Origin of the sequence: Ruegeria sp. HKCCD7255, from assembly GCF_013031565.1 — a bacterium.
GTDB lineage: Bacteria > Pseudomonadota > Alphaproteobacteria > Rhodobacterales > Rhodobacteraceae > Ruegeria.
The window spans coordinates 96066-113750 of the sequence record NZ_WQAG01000009.1 but is presented as its reverse complement, the minus strand read 5'-3'; the positions used below and the strand labels follow the sequence as shown (position 1 = coordinate 113750).

The 17685-nt window shown below is 57.1% G+C and carries 18 protein-coding genes; 12 read left to right on the top strand and 6 right to left on the bottom strand.

The window, feature by feature from the left end:
- Positions 1–130: 130 nt before the first annotated feature.
- The 6 genes from GOX45_RS16185 (at position 131) to GOX45_RS16160 (ending at position 5974) form a co-directional block, all read left to right on the top strand.
- Positions 131–1420 carry an MFS transporter gene (locus GOX45_RS16185; protein WP_171102201.1) on the top strand — a complete coding sequence of 430 codons (1290 nt, stop codon included), beginning with the start codon at positions 131–133 and terminating at the stop codon, positions 1418–1420.
- Between the two features lie 413 nt (positions 1421–1833).
- The gene (locus GOX45_RS16180; RefSeq protein ID WP_171102200.1) at positions 1834–2772 is read left to right on the top strand and encodes a sugar ABC transporter substrate-binding protein; all 939 of its coding nucleotides are present in this window, start codon (positions 1834–1836) and stop codon (positions 2770–2772) included.
- A 93-nt stretch (positions 2773–2865) separates the two neighbouring features.
- A complete protein-coding gene (locus GOX45_RS16175; protein WP_171102199.1) occupies positions 2866–3948 on the top strand; it encodes an ABC transporter permease in 1083 nt (360 codons plus the stop codon).
- A gap of 10 nt (positions 3949–3958) precedes the next feature.
- Positions 3959–4732: an ATP-binding cassette domain-containing protein gene (locus GOX45_RS16170; RefSeq protein ID WP_171102198.1), complete on the top strand. Its 774-nt coding sequence runs from the start codon at positions 3959–3961 to the stop codon at positions 4730–4732.
- The gene (locus GOX45_RS16165; RefSeq protein WP_171102197.1) at positions 4722–4958 is read left to right on the top strand and encodes a hypothetical protein; all 237 of its coding nucleotides are present in this window, start codon (positions 4722–4724) and stop codon (positions 4956–4958) included. Before GOX45_RS16170 ends, GOX45_RS16165 begins: the two co-directional genes overlap by 11 nt.
- Before the next feature lie 17 nt (positions 4959–4975).
- Positions 4976–5974 (top strand): LacI family DNA-binding transcriptional regulator, encoded by a 999-nt coding sequence (locus GOX45_RS16160; RefSeq protein WP_171102196.1) that lies wholly within the window; start codon positions 4976–4978, stop codon positions 5972–5974.
- Between the two features lie 6 nt (positions 5975–5980).
- On the opposite strand, the gene GOX45_RS16155 is transcribed toward GOX45_RS16160, so the two are convergent.
- From GOX45_RS16155 to GOX45_RS16145, 3 genes are read right to left on the bottom strand one after another with little or no spacing between them, the layout of a single operon-like run.
- Entirely contained in the window at positions 5981–7114 is a 1134-nt protein-coding gene (locus tag GOX45_RS16155; RefSeq protein ID WP_171102195.1) for a Gfo/Idh/MocA family protein, read from the bottom strand.
- A 25-nt stretch (positions 7115–7139) separates the two neighbouring features.
- On the bottom strand, positions 7140–8027 hold the full coding sequence (locus GOX45_RS16150; RefSeq protein WP_171102194.1) for a sugar phosphate isomerase/epimerase: 888 nt from the start codon (positions 8025–8027) through the stop codon (positions 7140–7142).
- Positions 8028–8040: 13 nt separating this feature from the next.
- Positions 8041–9144 carry a Gfo/Idh/MocA family protein gene (locus GOX45_RS16145; protein WP_171102193.1) on the bottom strand — a complete coding sequence of 368 codons (1104 nt, stop codon included), beginning with the start codon at positions 9142–9144 and terminating at the stop codon, positions 8041–8043.
- A gap of 123 nt (positions 9145–9267) precedes the next feature.
- Between GOX45_RS16145 and iolD the strand changes: the two genes are divergently transcribed.
- The 5 genes from iolD to iolG are packed head-to-tail and all read left to right on the top strand — an operon-like array spanning position 9268 to position 14790.
- On the top strand, positions 9268–11139 hold the full coding sequence (iolD, locus tag GOX45_RS16140) for a 3D-(3,5/4)-trihydroxycyclohexane-1,2-dione acylhydrolase (decyclizing) (RefSeq protein ID WP_171102192.1): 1872 nt from the start codon (positions 9268–9270) through the stop codon (positions 11137–11139).
- Positions 11139–12119, top strand: a complete 981-nt coding sequence (locus GOX45_RS16135) for a PfkB family carbohydrate kinase (RefSeq protein ID WP_171102191.1) — start codon at positions 11139–11141, stop codon at positions 12117–12119. The genes iolD and GOX45_RS16135 overlap by 1 nt, the downstream gene beginning before the upstream one ends.
- Before the next feature lie 11 nt (positions 12120–12130).
- Positions 12131–12973: a 5-deoxy-glucuronate isomerase gene (locus tag GOX45_RS16130; protein WP_171102190.1), complete on the top strand. Its 843-nt coding sequence runs from the start codon at positions 12131–12133 to the stop codon at positions 12971–12973.
- Positions 12970–13797, top strand: coding sequence for a class II fructose-bisphosphate aldolase (locus GOX45_RS16125; RefSeq protein ID WP_171102189.1), 828 nt, complete (start codon positions 12970–12972; stop codon positions 13795–13797). Before GOX45_RS16130 ends, GOX45_RS16125 begins: the two co-directional genes overlap by 4 nt.
- Before the next feature lie 3 nt (positions 13798–13800).
- The gene (gene iolG, locus GOX45_RS16120) at positions 13801–14790 is read left to right on the top strand and encodes an inositol 2-dehydrogenase (protein ID WP_171102188.1); all 990 of its coding nucleotides are present in this window, start codon (positions 13801–13803) and stop codon (positions 14788–14790) included.
- On the opposite strand, the gene GOX45_RS16115 is transcribed toward iolG, so the two are convergent.
- Genes GOX45_RS16115 through GOX45_RS16105 form a run of 3 tightly spaced genes read right to left on the bottom strand, consistent with a single transcriptional unit; the run spans position 14787 to position 16645 of the window.
- Complete coding sequence (locus GOX45_RS16115; protein WP_171102187.1) at positions 14787–15125, bottom strand: carboxymuconolactone decarboxylase family protein; 339 nt, start codon at positions 15123–15125, stop codon at positions 14787–14789. The two genes, iolG and GOX45_RS16115, sit on opposite strands and share 4 nt — an antisense overlap.
- An 11-nt stretch (positions 15126–15136) precedes the next feature.
- Complete coding sequence (locus GOX45_RS16110) at positions 15137–15895, bottom strand: amino acid ABC transporter permease (protein WP_171102186.1); 759 nt, start codon at positions 15893–15895, stop codon at positions 15137–15139.
- Between the two features lie 9 nt (positions 15896–15904).
- Positions 15905–16645, bottom strand: a complete 741-nt coding sequence (locus tag GOX45_RS16105; RefSeq protein ID WP_171102185.1) for an amino acid ABC transporter ATP-binding protein — start codon at positions 16643–16645, stop codon at positions 15905–15907.
- A gap of 119 nt (positions 16646–16764) precedes the next feature.
- On the opposite strand from GOX45_RS16105, the gene GOX45_RS16100 reads away from it, so the two are divergent.
- On the top strand, positions 16765–17535 hold the full coding sequence (locus GOX45_RS16100; protein WP_171102184.1) for a transporter substrate-binding domain-containing protein: 771 nt from the start codon (positions 16765–16767) through the stop codon (positions 17533–17535).
- The last annotated feature ends 150 nt before the right edge of the window (positions 17536–17685 follow it).

Here is a 17685-nt window from a genome sequence, read left to right as displayed (position 1 = left end):
TTGCAGCGATTGCGGATCATGATCTGAAGACGTTCGGTCGCGACATTAACGAGACACGCGGGAATTTCGCCTTCTGGCAAACACTTTCTGAGGTCTTGCACAAGTTGCCAGCAAAGCCGAAGGTGCGACCATGGCAACCGAACTTGAGTTTTCCATCGCAGCGCTGAGCGGTCCAGCGAGACGGCATATCCGGGTGTTTCAGGTTCACCAATTTCTCGATCGTTTCGCGATGGGCTTGACGGTAGCGGTTGTTGCACTGGCCTTGACCGATCGCGGCATGGATATCTTCCAGATTTCGCTGCTTTTTGGGGTCTATTCACTCACGACCATGGCGATGGAACTGCCATTTGGCGGATTGGCGGACAATATCGGACGCAAGCCGGTTTTTCTGGCAGCGGTCGTCGCGAGCGTGATCTCGCTCGCACTCTTTCTTTCGACAAGCGATTTCTATGTTCTCGCGCTGTCATTTGCGTTTATCGGGTTTGGGCGGGCGCTAAGGTCGGGCACGCTCGACGCATGGTTCGTTGAAACCTTCAAAGCCGCTGCGCCAAATGTTGATGTTCAGCCCGCCCTCGCAAAAGCACATTGGGCCAATGCGATGGGTCTGGCGATTGGCGCAGTGTTAGGGGGCGTGTTGCCCGATCTTTTGGGTCCAGTGGCGGTTGGGCTGGGCGTCAGTATCTACGATGCGTCTTACGCAGCAAGTTTGGCGGTGATGCTTGGGGTGTTCGTTTATACTCTGTATTTCATCGAGGAAAAACCGCGCCAGTTGAATCCCCAAGCCCTGAAACAAGGGTTCACCACTGTTCCATTGGTGATCAAAGACGCAGGTCTTCTTGCCCTGAAGCATCCGGCATTGTCGCTACTTCTGGCTGCACTGGCGTTCTTCCTGATGGCGACCAACCCCGTCGAGGTGATCTGGCCGATCCATGCAAAGCCCATGCTGCAGGAAGGCTATGCAAACACAATCATTGGTGTCCTGACTGCAACCTACTTCTTTTCAATCGCCTTTGGCGCGTGGTTGTCGCCGCACATCAGTCGGTTTTTCAAACGACAACACGCAATGACTCTTGCTGCAGCTTTTGCTTACATGGCGGTTGTTCAGATCGCATTGGCTCTGCAGGCAAATATCGTCGGGTTTGCTTTGGTCTTCATTGTATATTCTGTTGCCCTTGGTGTTTCTGAAACGCCTGCCAGTAGTGTTTTGCATAAATGTGTGGAAGATCACCAAAGATCCACGATGTTGTCCTTACGGTCGCTGATACAACAGCTTGGTGCAGCTTTGGGCCTGATTTTGGCGGGAGCGATTGCCGAGCTCTACTCTACTCCTACGGCTTGGATCGTCGGTGCGGTGTTTCTTGTTCTTTCCGTGGTCCTGATTGCAATCCTGGCCAAACGGCTTGGCGCAGGGATCAAATAACGGCCATTCAGGCATCATGCAGTATTCGTCCTTGAGGTTTTTTCCCAACGTTTGCGGTGTTTTGCGCCAAAAGTTTGTTTGGCCAATCTAGAACAAGGCTTACGGCCCTTCGAAAAGTGAAGCGCTAGCGAATAAGAGCCATTCGCAAGCTTTTAGACCCTACAACCAAGGCGTTCCTTTTCATGGTCCCCTAAAACGGCCAAGGCAAAAGATATGCAATGTCGCCACAAATAAATATTGCAACCGGTTGCAAAATAGACAACACTGATGCTCGGCGAAGGATGGCCCAGATTCTAAGAATGATCTTGGATCGGGCAGTGCCGGGTGTTCGATACTGGTAGAGTCGAATGTCCGGTGTGGTCTTGGCCAGACGTGACAAAGACGTGCGCTTGCACGAAAACCGGGAGAGAACCATGAAAAAGATCTTTTTGGCCGCTGGCCTGTCCGCGCTTATGATGGGCGGCTCTGCGATGGCGCAGAATATCGGCGCATCCATCGCGCGTTTTGACGACAACGGCCTGACCATCATGCGCAACGGCATGACCGCGCATATCGAAACACTGGATGGTGTGAACCTTCAGATGGAAGATGCGCAAGACGACGTTGCCCGCCAGTTGGACCAGATCAACAACTTCATCGCATCCGGCGTTGACGCAATCATCGTGAATGCTGTGGATACCAATGCAACCGAAGCGATGTCGAATGCGGCCGCTGCTGCGGGTGTCCCTCTGGTTTATGTCAACCGCCAGCCGGTCAACATGGACACATTGCCTGATGGCCAGGCCTTTGTGGCCTCGAACGAGATCGAATCGGGTACACTGGAAGCGTTCCAGATCTGCCGCAACTTGCGCGCAGCAGGCAAATCGGGCGGTGCGCGCGGTTATCTGATGAACGGTCAGCTTTCGAACCAGGCTGCGGTGCAGCGCTCGAAAGACGTGCATGACGTGATCGGCATGGATATGTGCAACTTTATGGAGTTGATCGACGAGCAGACCGCAAACTGGTCGCGTGATGAAGCTCAAGACCTTATGACCAACTGGATGTCTTCGGGCGAGCCGTTTGACTTTGTAATCGCCAACAATGACGAGATGGCGATTGGCGCGATTCAGGCGATGAAGGCCGGTGGCATCGACATGGCAGACGTGCAGGTTGGCGGCGTAGACGCCACCCCGGATGCTCTGGTGGCGATGGCAGCTGGTGACCTTGACGTCACTGTGTTCCAGGATCTGGCCGGTCAGGGCGCGGGTTCGATCGATACGGCGCTGAAACTGGCAGCTGGGGAAGATGTCGACAAGACCGTGTTCATCCCCTTCATTCTGGTGACACCCGAAAACGCCGCTGAATTCCAGTAATCACAGTACGCAAGAACTGAGGGCAGCGCTGCGGTGCTGCACCCTCTCCCGATCCGGGCGAGACACGAGTAGTATAGAGGGAGGGACTGACCGATGGCCGATACGTCGCACGGAATTGGCGGGTTAACCTACGACAAAAAGAAACGATCACTGCCGGGAGAGCTGAACATCTTCCTCGCGATGATCATAATTGTGGTTATCTTCGAGATTCTGGGTCAGGTCCTGCCCTATATGAATGGACAAAGCTTCCTGTTTGATACGCAGGATCGCTTTGACACCATTTTCAATGAGGCGCGGTTGCGCATCATCATCCTACAGGTTTCGATCATCGGGATCATCGCGCTTGGGGTGACGCAGGTGATTATCTCGGGCGGAATCGATCTGTCCTCGGGGCCCTTGGTGGGCGCGACAGCAATGATCGTAATGTCCTTTGCCCAGACCGAGCTGGTCAACGGCAACCCCAACCCCAAAGCGGTATTTGGACCATGGGCCTTTGACCTGCCGGTGATCATACCGGTGTTGGTCGGGCTGACTTTCGGGGCCATCATAGGCTCAATCAATGGGGCGCTGATTGCCTATACCCGCATTCCACCTTTCATCGCTACGCTGGGCATGTTTCTGATCTGCCGTGGCATCGCCCAGGCCTGGACACGCGGTCAGCCGGTTTCGTTCCCGACCGAAAGCTTTGCTGCCTTGGGCAAGGGCATGATGCCGGTCTTCTGGTTCGTTGGGCTTGCCATCCTGATGCATATCGTCATGCGATATACTCTGCACGGCAAACACACCTATGCGATTGGCTCGAACGAGGATGCTGCGCGGATGTCAGGGATCAACGTCAAACGGCACAAGGTGCGCGTTTACATGATCGCCTCGATGCTGGCGGCTTTTGCGGCCATCGTGCTGAGCTCGAAGAACCTGACGGCGCAATCGGGTATGGGTATTTTCTATGAACTGTACGCCATTGCCATGGCTGTTATCGGCGGCGTCAGTCTGACCGGCGGGAGAGGATCGATCCCAGGAACAGTGTTGGGTGCGATGGTCTTTGGCGTGATCCAGTCCGGGTTCACCTATGTGAAACTTGATGCCTTCTATCAGCTGATGGCCATGGGTGGGATCATTATCGCCGCTGTGGTGCTGGATAAGATGCGACAAGAACGTGCGGCAGCGCGCAGTTAAGGAGGCAGACATGAGTGAAATCATTCTTGAAACCAAGGGCCTCACAAAACACTACGGTGGTGTGCATGCCTTGAACGATGCCAATTTTGTTCTGCACAAGGGCGAACACGTGGCAATCATGGGTGATAACGGGGCCGGAAAATCGACCTTCGTGCGTCAGATCACCGGCGTGGAACAACGCACCAGCGGCACAGTGATCTTTGATGGTCAAGAGGTTCATTTCTCGGGTCCTCTTGATGCCCGCGAAGCCGGGATCGAAACCGTGTTCCAAACCCTGGCCCTCGCCGATGCGCTGGACGTGCCCGACAACCTGTTTCTGGGGCGCGAAAAGACCAAATTCGATTGGTTGGGTCCGTTCCGGTTCCTGGATTACAAGGCTATGCGCAACGATACGCTGGCCGCTTTGGAAAAGACCGGCGTTAAGATCCCCAATATTCGCAACACGATCCAGAACATGTCAGGGGGTCAGCGCCAATGTGTTGCCATCGCGCGCACGGCCTCGTTCCATTCGAAGCTGACGATCATGGATGAGCCTACTGCGGCCCTGGGCGTGCAGGAAACAGCTCAGGTCGAAAACATCATCCGCACGCTGAAGGAACAGGGCGAGCCTTTGATCCTGATCAGCCACAACATGCGTCAGGTGATGGATTTGGTCGACCGGATCATCGTTTTCCGTCGCGGGCGCATCGTTGCAAACCTCAAAAAAGAAGAGACCGACGGTCAGGACATCGTGGCCTATATTACAGGTGCCAAAACAGGAGCCGAGTACGAAGGTGCCGCCTAAGAAGCAAGCAAGGTTACTCGATTTCGACATACCTTTCTTTCTACCCGTATGGCGGCGCGTTCTGGTCGTGGTTGTGCCTGTTCTTTGGGCGATATTCGAGTTTTCAACCGGCGCGCTTGCTTGGGGCTTGATCTTCCTGGGGCTCGGTGGCATCGCCGGTTGGAAGCTGTATATCGCGGATTGGGATGCGGTCCGGGCCGCAGCTGAAGCCGAAGATAAGGAATAGGCAAAGGAGCGTTCTTGGTGCCGGTGACATTGAAAGAGGTTGCAGAACGTGCGGGCGTGTCCCGATCTGCAGTCTCGCGCACCTATACCGAAGGCGCCTCTGTCAGCCCAAAGACCCGCGCAAAGGTGGAAAAGGCCGCTGCTGCTTTGGGTTACAGCCCCAACGCTTTGGCCTCATCTCTGACAACCGGGCGCACAAAGCTGATCGGGTTGGTGTCAAACAACTTTCACAACCCCATTTTCCTGCGGGTATTCGACCAATTCACCAAAGGACTACAGCAGCGCGGATTGCGCCCCTTGCTGGTAAACCTGACGGATGAGACCGAGCCCACTGCGTCCTTGCGCATGCTGCAGGCCTATTCCGTGGATGGGGTCATCGTGGCCTCATCAACATTGCCTGCAACCTTTGCCGAGGCGTTCAAGGATGTTGGCATCCCGGTTGTGCATTCCTTTGGCCGCCACTCGCCCAGCCCCAAGGTCAACGTTTTGGGGATCGACAATATCGAGGCTGGTCGGCTGGCCGCCGGTACCCTGATTGCTCGGGGATATACCCGCGTGGCGTTTCTGGGTGGCCCCGAAAGCGCCACCTCGACACAAGACCGATTGAAAGGTTTTGCCGAGGTTTTAGATGCGCATCCATCGATGCAGTGGTCGGTCAGCTTTGCCAGCAATTACTCTTTCGATGCAGGCCGTGCGGAAATGCTGAACCTGCTGCAAAGCGAACCCGCCGAAGCCTATTTCTGCGGGGACGACGTGCTGTCCATCGGGGCTTTGTCCGCCATTCAAACGGCCGGACTGAGCGTACCAGAGGACATCGGGATCATTGGCCTGAACGACATGGAAATGGCCGGCTGGCAGAACATCAACCTTACCACCATCGGCAACCCGATCGGGCAGATAATCAATTCGTCTATCGAGCTGATCGAGGCCTGTTTGAAAGACGAAAACCGGCTGCCTGAGGCGCGGCTTTTTGCTTGTACGATTGTGGAAAGGGGCACATTGCGCCCCCTGCCCTAGCCTGGTTCAGCGAAACATTGGTGGACGCGCATCCAGCCACGCGCCGTCTGCCTTGGCCGAAGCGACAGCCTGATGCACCGCCGCAATCGAGCGCAGCCCATCCGTGGCAGACGGGAACGCACCATGAGCTTCGCCTCGGATCGCTGCGGCCAGATCCACATAGATATTGGCCACTGCCATCGGAAACCCTTCGGGGTGGGCGATGGCAACCCGGCTGAGGCGTGCAGCTTCGTCGGACAGACCCCCCTCACCCTTCTCGATGATCTGGGTGCGACCGCCTAAAGGCGTATACATGATCTGGTTGGGCTGTTCGGCAAACCATTTCATACCACCGGTTTCGCCAAAGACCTGAATCTCGAACCCATGCTGACGGCCAACCGCCACCGATGAGGTCCAAAGCCGCCCGACCGTGCCGTTTTCCATACGGAAATTGACCATCGCGTCGTCTTCCAGCTCTCGACTGCCAATGGTCGAGGCAAAATCTGCCGATAATGAACGCACCTCGTCGCCTGCGATAAAGCTGGCCATATGCATTGCGTGGATGCCGCAATCGGCAAACTGGCCCGAGACCCCGGCCATCTCCGGATCATAACGCCAACGGACGCGCGGATTATCGGCATCCGCTGCGTCGCCGTGGTGTCCGTGGCTGAAATTGGTCACGATCAGGCGTACTTGGCCGATCTCGCCCTTTGCGACCATGTTGCGCATCTCGCGCACCATCGGATAGGCCGAATAGCAGTAGTTGACCGCGCAGATCTGCCCGGTCTTTTCGACGATTTTCACGACCTCTTCGGCTTCTTCCACACTCATGGTCATCGGCTTTTCGCACAGCACGTTAAACCCCGCCTCAAGGAAGGCTTTTGTGATCTCGAAATGGGTCGAGTTCGGCGTGGCCACAGTAACCAGATCGACCCGATCTTCGCGGGATTTCTCGCCTTCCAGCATCTCTTGCCAGTTGCCATAGGCGCGATCTGCCGCGACGCCCAGCCGTTGGGCATAGTCCTTGCCGCGTTCCGCGTCATGATCCAGCGCGCCAGCCGCCAGAACAAAGTTGCCATCCGCCTGCGCACCCATCCGGTGCGCCGGTCCGATCTGGCTGCCTTCACCGCCGCCGATCATGCCCCATTGCAGTCTTTTCATAAGGAGGTCTTTCCCTTTTCTGGCCTTAGAAGCCAATGGATTCCAGATATTTGCGGTTGCTTTCCGCGTCTTCCAGCGGGGTGCCGGGCAGTGACGGATCACAGTCTTGTTCAACGGTGCACCAGCCCTCGAACCCGGCATCCAGCAGAACCTGACGGACGGCGGGGAAGTCCACATCGCCCTGTCCCAGATTGCAGAAAATACCCTGCCCACAGGCCTTGTAGAAATCGGTGCGGTTGGCAACGACATCGGTTTTCACCGCAGGATCGATATCCTTGAAATGCATATAGCTGATGCGGTCGACATTCCGCTTCATGAACGCGACCGGGTCGAATCCCGCATACGAATGATGGCCGGTGTCAAAGCAGATTTTGAGGATGCTTTCGTCTACTTCGGATAGCAGTCGCTCCAACTCGGGCTCGAAATCCATGAAGCCACCCGCATGGGCGTGAATACCAACGGTCAGGCCGTATTCTTCGCTCCCCATTTTTGCGATGGTTTCGATCTTGTCCCGGAACGCGGTCCATTCGGCCTTGTCCATTTGTTCGGCCTCATCCGCCCGTCCGGCTGTGGGCGCGCGGCGGGGTGAGATGCTGTCGATCAACACCAGGTGCTGGGCGCCGTGGGCCACAAGCGCCTTGCAGGTCCGCACCGAGGCATCCATGACCTCATCCCATTTGTCAGGATCATGGAAGGGGCGAAAGACAACGCCGCCGATGATGGACAGGTCATTCTTGTCCAGTTCATCCCGCAGGACGGCCGGATCTTCGGGCATATACCCGATAGGGCCAAGTTCGATCCCCTTATAGCCCGCTTGCGCACATTGGCTGAGCACCGATTGCCAGGTCGGATAGGCCGGGTCGGATGCAAATTCGATACCCCAGGAACAGGGTGCGTTGCCGATCTTGATCATGTCTTTGTACTTTCTAATAGTCGGCCACGTTGACCCAAGCGTTCTTGTCGCTTGAATCAAGCGCTGCCTTGACGACGCGATTGACTTCCAGGCCTTCCGCAAAGGTCGGCCAGATGTTTTTTCCTGTTGCGATGGCTGTCAGGAAATCCTTGGCTTCGATGATGATCTGGTCCTGATAGCCGGTCCCATGCCCGGGCCCAAGGCAGAAGGGCTCGTAGTCGGGATGGGCAGGCCCTGCCAGGATCTTGCGAAAACCGCGCTCGGCCTCGGGGCCTTCCATCGTATAGAGATGCAGGGCGTTCTGATCTTCTTGATCGAACCGGATCTGCCCTTTTGTGCCGTGGATTTCATAGGCATAGCCCATCTTGCGGCCCGTCGCGACGCGGCTGAAGAACAGATGACCCAGCGCGCCGTTTTCGAACCGGCACATGAACTGCGCCTGATCATCATTGGTTACCGCAACACCACCGCGTGTGGCATGGACCGTCTCGACCTGCGCGCAAAGAGATGTGATCGGGCCGATCAGTGCCCGGGCACCGTTGATCATGTGGGGTGAAAGATCCCCCATACATCCGTTGGCCATGCCTTCGGTCCGCCAATTGCCGGGCAGGTCCGCATCGGCCAGAAAATCTTCGGTATGTTCGCCGCGGAAATAGGTGACTTCCCCGATCCGGCCTTCGGCAACCAATTGCCGCGCGTATTGCGATGCGGGCGTTCGGATATAGTTGAACCCGACCATATTGATCTGTCCGCTGGCCGCGGCTGCATCGTTCATCGCAATCGAATCGGCCAGGTTCTCGCCCAGTGGCTTCTCGCAGAACACCGGTTTGCCCTTGGCAAAGGCTGCCAATGCGATCTCGCGATGTGTGCTTTGCGGTGAGGCTATGACGACAGCCTCGACCTTGGGGTCATCAACCAGATCACGCCAGTTGTCGGTGCCCCGTGCAAAGCCATAGGCGTGCCGATAGCGTTCCGCCGAGGCTTTGGAGGTCGCGCACACAACTTCGAGCCGTGGCCGAAGTTCGGTGTCAAACAATGTGGCGACCGCGCTATAGGCGGCAGCATGTGCCTTGCCCATATAGCCGCCACCGATGATGCCTATCCCGATTTCTGACATCCCAGCGCCCTCCCTAAAATTTTCTTGCAACCGGTTGCAAAACGGATATCCTTACTCTACCACCAAGGTCAACATACAATCGTGACCAGCGCAGAATTTGCACTATCAAAAGGGAGGAAATCCATGGGGCACGCGGCGCAGACCGTGACGCTGACCACAGCGCAGGCCATTGTTCGGTATTTGGCCAACCAATGGATCGAAATCGATGGCGTCGAGACACGAATCTGCGGTGGTGGGTTCGGTATTTTCGGGCATGGCAACGTGACCTGTCTGGGTGAGGCGCTGTATGGGCATCAAGACGAACTTCCTTTGTACCGGGGTCAGAATGAACAAGGTATGGGATTTGCCGCAGCGGCCTATGCCAAGGCTTGGCTGCGCCGTCGGTTCATGTTCTGCACCGCATCGGCGGGGCCCGGTACAGCAAACCTGTTGACCTCTGCCGCGCTGGCCCATGCCAACCGGCTGCCGATGCTGATGCTGTGTGGTGATGCCTTCCTGACACGTTTGCCCGACCCGGTCTTGCAACAGCTGGAGCATTTCGGAAACCCCACCTTTGGAACCAATGATGCGTTCAAGGCGGTGAGCCGGTATTGGGACCGCATCACCCATCCCGCACAGGTGATCCAGTCCCTGCCCGCAGCGTTGGCGACAATGCTCGATCCCGCAGATTGTGGCCCGGCCTTTATCGGCTTGCCTCAGGATGTGCAGGGCTGGACCTATGACTATCCCGTCAGTTTCTTTGATAAACGCGTGCACCGGATCCGCCGGCAGGCCCCGGATACGCTTGAAGTGGCCGACGCGGCTGCGCTGTTGAAATCGGCCAAACGCCCGATGATCATCGCGGGCGGCGGTGTGCAATATTCCGGCGCGGTGGCTGAATTGACCGCCTTTGCCGACAGCACAGGTATCCCGGTTGTCGAAACCATCGCGGGACGGGCCAACCTTGTGCATGATCACGGGCTGAACATTGGCCCGATTGGGGTGACCGGCTCGGATTCGGCCAACAATATCGCAGAAGAGGCCGATGTGATTCTGGCAGTCGGAACGCGTTTGCAGGACTTTACCACCGGGTCCTGGACCGCCTTTGCCCATGACGCAAAGATCATTGGCCTGAATGTCGGGCGCCATGATGCGGCCAAGCATATGTCGACCACGGTTGTGGGTGACGCCAAACTGGCCCTGCCCACCTTGGCGGATGCAATCGCAGGCTATGCAGCGCCCGCAGATTGGACCGCCAAAGCCAAGGCCGAGCGGGCCAAGTGGGGCGAATATGTCGCCGAAAACACTCGCGTCGGAAATGGACCGGCCTCTTACGCGCAAGCCATTGGTGAGGTGAACCGCCTGTGCGATGCGCGCGACCGTGTGGTTGCGGCAGCAGGTGGTCTGCCTGCCGAAGTCACCGCAAACTGGAAAACGCTGGATATCGGAACGGTGGATGTTGAGTTTGGCTTTTCCTGCATGGGTTATGAGATCGCAGGCGGCTGGGGCGCGCGGATCGCGCAATCGCAGATGGAGCCCGACCAGGATACGATCGTGTTCACCGGCGACGGCTCATACCTGCTAATGAATTCGGATATCTATTCGTCGGTTCTGACCGACAAAAAGCTTATCATCCTTGTGCTGGACAATGGCGGCTTTGCGGTCATCAACAAATTGCAGAACAACACCGGCAATGAAAGCTTCAACAACCTGATCGCCGATACGCCAACAGCCACCAATCAGGTTGGAGTGGACTTCGAAGCGCATGCCCGCGCCATGGGGGCCGAGGCTGAAACCGTCAGCTCTCCGTCCGAGTTGGAAGAGGCGTTCAGGCGCGCCAAGGCCGCCGACCGGACCTATGTGATCAGCATGAAGGTTGATGCGTACGAAGGTTGGACCACCGAAGGCCATGCCTGGTGGGAGGTGGGCACCCCCCATGTCACCGCATCAGACAAAGTGCGCGCAGCGCATGTGGATTGGGAATCCACGCGTCCCAAGCAAAGAAAGGGCGTTTGATGTCAGCTTTGTTGGACGGCATCAAAAAGAACAACTTTGTTGTGGTTGGCCGCGCGGGGATCGACTTTTTCACCGATCCCGGTGTTGCGGCTGAGGATGCCGAGACGGTCACCGTAGGGCTAGGCGGGTCTTCGGCCAATATCGCGGCAGGTATCTGCAAACTGGGCGGTCAGTCATCGCTGGTCACGCGCGTATCGGATGACAGTGTTGGCAGCTACTGCATTGGGCAGCTGAAACGTTATGGTGTAGGCACAGAGTATGTCACACCGGTGGGCGGCGAATACCGCAACTCGCTGGCGTTTTACGAAAGCCGCGTCGAAGGCCACCGGAATGTGATCTATCGCAACGGGGCTGCGGATTTCCAAATGAATTCCGATGACGTGGCCGCTGTGGATTATGCCAAGTTCGGGGCTTTGATCACCGCCGGTACGGTTTTTGCCGCCGAACCCTCGCGCAGCGCAACGTTTGAGGCATTTGACCGCGCGAAAGCCGCAGGGCTGCCGATTATCTTCGACGTGGATTACCGCCCTTATTCGTGGCCCTCACCACAAGTGGCCGAAGAGGTGCTGAGCCGCGCGGCGGCAGCGTCGGACATGATCGTCGGCAATGATGAAGAGTTTGGCTTTATGGCAGGTGGGATCGACAAGGGTTTGGACAAGGCGCGGGCGCTGGCCGAAAGCACCGCGACCATCGTGATCTATAAGATGGGCGAAAAAGGTGCCGTTACCTTTGCCGACGGTGCCGAAATCCATACCGGGATCTGGCCGGTTGAGGCGCTGAAGCCCACCGGCGCTGGCGACAGCTTTATGGCAGGCCTGGTGACCGGTCTGGCTGAAGGCCAGGACTTGCGTGCCGCGATCCTGCGCGGGTCGGCCTGCGCCTCGGTCACCGTTTCGCGCCCCGGCTGCGCGCCCGCGATGGCCGACACTCCGACACTTACGAAATTCATGGCCGAACACCCCGGCCCGACTGACGCCTGAGAGGACCCCAGATGCATATTCCACCGTTTGACAACCAGAACAAACCCATCGTCGATGTGGATGATCCCTGTGTTCCGCTGAACTATTTTAACATCGTCAAGTTGAAAAAGGGCGAGGCGTTTGAATACGCGGTGCCGGGGTACGAGACTTGCATAGTCCCGGCCACAGGCACCATCGATGTGGATATCGAAGGGTTCAAATCGCAAGGCTTAGGCGAGCGTGTCGAAGACGTTTGGGATGGCGAGCCGGAAGGCGTTTACGTGCCCACCGCCGCCAAGGCCGAGATGGTCTGTATGTCGAATGAGGCCGAGGTATTTGTCTGCGGCGCGCGCTATGACAAGGTTTTGGATGCGTTTGACGTACGCAAGGATGAACTGGATCTGGTCCAATACGGCTCGGACGAGACCAAAACGCACCGGAAGATCAAGCATATCTTGGGCACCAAGTACCACGACAAGGTGGGGCGCTTGCTGGTGTCCGAACTCTTTACCGTCGGTGAAGGCGGCTGGTCGGGTTTCCCGTCGCACAAGCATGATACGGATCGTCTGCCCGACGAAACACGCCATGACGAGACCTATAATTTCCGCTTCAAGCCGAACCATGGTTCTGGTTTGCAGATGTTGCAGCGCGAGGATGGTAAACCTGGCGATGCCTATCACATCGTCGACGGATCGACGATCTGTCTGGACAGCGGCTATCATCCTTGCGCGGTGTTGCCGGGCTATCAGATGTATTACTTCACCATTCTTGGCGGACTGTCGCAGCGCAGCCTGGTTCAGTTCTTCCAGCCGTCCCATGCCTATCAGATCGAGACGATTCCAGGCATCAAGGACATGATCGCGAAGTTCAAATGACCCTTGTCACACTGAAAGACGTCCTACAGCCCGCGTTGCAGCAGGGTTATGCGGTTGGCGGGCTGGTCTGTCTGGGCTGGGAGGATATGCGCGCCTATGTGGCGGCGGCCGAGGCCGAGAATTGCCCGGTGATCCTGCAAGCCGGGCCAAGCTGCCGGGAACATACGCCATTACCAATACTTGGAAAGATGTTCCGGCATTTGGCGGAACATGCCAGCGTGCCCGTGGTTGCCCATCTGGATCACGGATACACCTATGATGAGTGTTCCGAGGCGCTGGATTCTGGTTTTACGTCGCTGATGTTTGACGGCTCGCGCAAGCCGCTGGCCGAGAACATAGCCGAGACGCGCAAGATCGCCGACCTGGCGCATCAGGCGGGGGTTTCATGCGAGGGTGAGATCGGGTTTGTCGGCTATTCCGGCGGTGAGGCCTCGGCCGGGACCGACCCCAGCGAGGCGGCAACGTTTGCAAGCGAAACGGGGATCGATGCAATGGCCATTTCGGTCGGCAATGTGCATCTGCAACAGGAAAAAGAAGGCGGATTGGACGAACCCCGGATCGCCGCAATTCAAGCGCTGACACCGGTGCCTTTGGTCATTCACGGTGGCTCGGGCGTGCCTGTGGCGCAGCGTAAAGCGTTGGCAAAGAACACAAATATCTGCAAGTTCAACATCGGAACCGAGCTGCGGATGGCCTTTGGTCAAGCGCTGCGAACAGCTGTGAACTCAGATCCCGACCGCTTTGATCGCGTGACGATCTTAAAAGAAACACATGATCCGGTTGTCGCGGCTGCGCGGACCGTTCTGCAAACGCTCAAAGGGTGAGAGATGGTAAAGATCGGGATTCTGGGCTGCGGTCGCATCGGTCAGGTGCATGTGCGCAGCATCAAAGCGCTGAACAATGCACAGGTCGTGGCCGTGGCGGATGCCGTCCCAAAGGCGGCAGACACATTGGCAGCGACCGCAAGTGCACGGGTCTCTACCGCAGATGAGATCATCGCAGCGGCGGATGTGGATGCAGTGGTCATCGGCACTCCCACCGACACGCATTTCGACCTGATCCATCAGGCCGCAGCCGCAGGCAAGGCGATTTTCTGCGAAAAGCCGATCGATATGTCGGTGGACAATATCCGCACCTGTATGAAAGCGGTCGAAGAGGCAGGCGTGACCTTTATGACCGGGTTCAACCGGCGGTTTGATCCGAATTTCGGCCATCTGCGCGCCCGCATCGCCGCAGGGGATATCGGCGCGGTTGAACTGGTGAGCATCACCTCTCGCGACCCTGCGCCACCGCCTGTTTCTTATATCGAACGGTCAGGCGGATTGTTCCGGGACATGATGATCCACGATTTCGACATGGCGCGTTTCCTGATGGGGGAAGATTTTGTGCGCCTTCACGCGGCCGGGTCAAATTTAGTGGACCCGGCCATTGGTCAGGCCGGAGATGTGGACACAGCCGCCGTGATCCTGACCACGGCCAGCGGCAAGATATGCCAGATATCAAACTCGCGCCGTGCGGCTTATGGCTATGACCAGCGGATCGAGGTGCATGGTCAGAACGGCATGTTGCGGGCCGAAAACCAGTTGGAGACGACGGTGGAATACGCAACCTCGGACGGGTTCCGCCGTGCACCCGCGCAGCATTTCTTCCTTGAACGCTACGGTCAGGCCTTTGAAGCCGAGATGGCGTCCTTCGTCTCTGCGGTGACCGAAGGAACATCGGTCACTCCCGGTATTCAGGACGGGTTGCAGGCGCAGATACTGGCCGACGCGGCCAGTGCGGCACTTGAAAGCGGTCAGCCGGTCGAGCTTGGTTAATCGACTGAGAACACGTCATACGCCTTGAGCGCCTTGGCGCTATAGGCGTAGGATGGTCCGCCACCCATATAGGTGGCCATGGCCAGTGCCTCGCACAGTTCCTCGCGGGTCGCGCCCAAGCGGATCAGTGATTTGACGTGAAAGCCAATGCAGCTGTCACAGCGCGTGGCGATGGCGATGCCCAGGGCCATGAACTCTTTGGTCTTTTCGCTCAGCGCGCCATTAGTCTTGGCGGCTTTGCCCATGATGCCGAACCCGCGAGCGGTATCCGGCACCTCTTTGGTTAAGCTGCCCAGGTTGGCCTCGGTCTCGGCCATAAACTCTTTCCAGTCCATCAGGTCCCCCCTTATCCACGCTCATCCGCGCCCATGCGGCGTTCCAACCAACGTACTCCGGCGCTGATGATCAGCACTAGGATCAGATATTCGAAAATCAGCAGTGTATAGATCTCGAGCGGGCGGTATTCCGTCACCACCAGCTCATTCGCGCGGCGTGTCAATTCCTGCATACCGATGACACTGGCAAAAGCGCTCATCTTGACGATGTAGATGAACTGATTGGCCAGAGGCGGCAGGATGCGCCGGATCGCCTGCGGCAGGATCACATAGCGCATGGTCTGCACATAATTCAGCCCAACGGTCTGCGCCGCCTCGCGCTGACCGCGCGCGATGGACTGTATGCCAGCGCGATAGATCTCGGCGGTGAAGGCGCTGTCGGAAATGGCCAGCGTGATGATCGCCCCCCAGAACGGATCGATGGGGATGTTCAACCCCATGGACTTGAAAACAATTGGCAGCCCGTAAAACACCCAGAACAGCATAGGCAGCAAGGGGATGGCACGGATAAATTCGACATAGACCCGATTGACCAAGCGCCAGCCGCGTTTTTCGGACAGGCCGGGCAGTGCCACCAGCAAGCCAATCACAATCGACAGGGCCGCCGCGATCAGAGAAATCAGAATGGTTGCGCCCATTCCCGAGATCAGAAACTTGACGTTGGTCCAGCCCGCATCCGTTGTCGGGTTGATCACATACCAGCCCCAGGTTTGGGAGGACGAACACCCTGCCAGGAGAGCGAAAATTGCGAACAGAAGAAAGTTTCTCATCATCGCCCCTTAGTGCTGCAAGATCTGGCTGAGGAATTTGCGACACCGCTCGGACTTGGGATTGGTGAAAAAATGTTCGGGCTTTCCTTCTTCGACAATCTCTCCGGCGTCCATAAAGATCATCTTGTCGGCCACCTTGCGCGCAAATCCCATTTCATGGGTAACGACCACCATGGTCATGCCGTCATTTGCAAGCTCGACCATCACATCCAGAACTTCCGAGATCATCTCGGGATCCAGCGCCGAGGTCGGCTCGTCAAACAGCAGCACGCGCGGCTCCATACATAGCGACCGAGCAATCGCCACGCGCTGTTGTTGCCCACCAGACAGCTGAAGCGGGCGTTTATGGGCCTGATCGGGGATGTGCACACGGTCCAAATAGTGACGCGCCCTCTCTTCCGCGTCATGCCGTGAAAGGCCACGGGCCTTGATCGGGCCAAGCGTCAGGTTTTCCAGAACGGTCAGGTGTGGAAACAGATTGAACTGTTGAAACACCATGCCAACCTCAGAGCTGATCGCAGCGATGGATTTGGCATCATCGGTCAGCTCCACCCCATCCACGCGGATGGTGCCTTTCTGGTGCTTTTCCAGCTGGTTTATGCAGCGCACAACAGTGGACTTGCCCGACCCGGACGGGCCACAGATCACCACCTTTTCGCCGCTCTTGACCGACAGGTTGATGTCTTTGAGCACATGGAACGTGTCAAACCACTTGTTTACGCCCACAAGCTCGATCGCGGCGTCTGGCATATGAGGATCTGCCCCTGCTTTTGCTATTGATAATATTATCTTGAGGTTATCTTTCTCTTTTGGCTTAAATCAATGAACATTAGGGCAGCAAGGCGATCCGCCCCCAACGGGAGAAACAGATGAACACTTTTTTGAAAGCTGCCGCTGCGGCAGCATTTGGCTTGGCCCTGGCCGGTGCCGCACAGGCGCAATCCGCGCTGAACGAGATCCTGGATAGCGGTGTCTTGAAAGTGGGGACAACGGGTGATTGGAACCCCATGACCCTGCGCGATCCGGCGACCAACAGCTATAAGGGCTATGATATCGACATCATGCAAGAGCTGGCCACCGATCTTGGGGTCGAGGTCGAATTTGTGCCCACCGACTGGAAAACCCTTGTGAATGGCGTGGTGGCCGGGAAATATCACCTGACAGGCTCGGCCTCGATCTCGCCGCCGCGGATGAAGGTTGCTGGGTTCTCTGACAGCTATATCTCGGTCGAGCTGTTTCCTTACACCACCAAAGACAAGGCGGACAAGTTTGATGGCTATGCCTCGATCAACAAGCCCGGTGTAACTGTGGCCACGACCTTGGGCACCACCTTTGAAAAGCGCGTGCGCGAATGGTTCCCTGAGGCCGAAATCAAAGTGGTCGAAGCCCCGGCACGTGGATTTCAGGAAGTGATTGCCGGACGGGCGGATGTGTTTATCACATCAAATATCGAAGGTTCGACCCTTGAAGAGAAGTTCCCGGTTGTTCGGGTCAAGAATGCCGGGCCGCGCGCGCCGTCACCCATCGCGATGATCCTACCACAAAGTGATCAGGTCTGGATCAATTATGTGAACAACTGGATCGAGGTCAAAGAAGCGCAAGGGTTCTTTGAACAGAACAAGGAAAAGTGGGGTCTGTAAGTTCATTCTCAAAGCTTCCGAACGCCCGGTCTTTGGATCGGGCGTATTCTTTTTCAAAGTACATCGGTCGCGAAGCGACCGCTCTGCCAACGGTTGCGGCGCTTCGAAAAAGTAATGATGAACAGCCTTATTCACCCGCGACGGACGCGC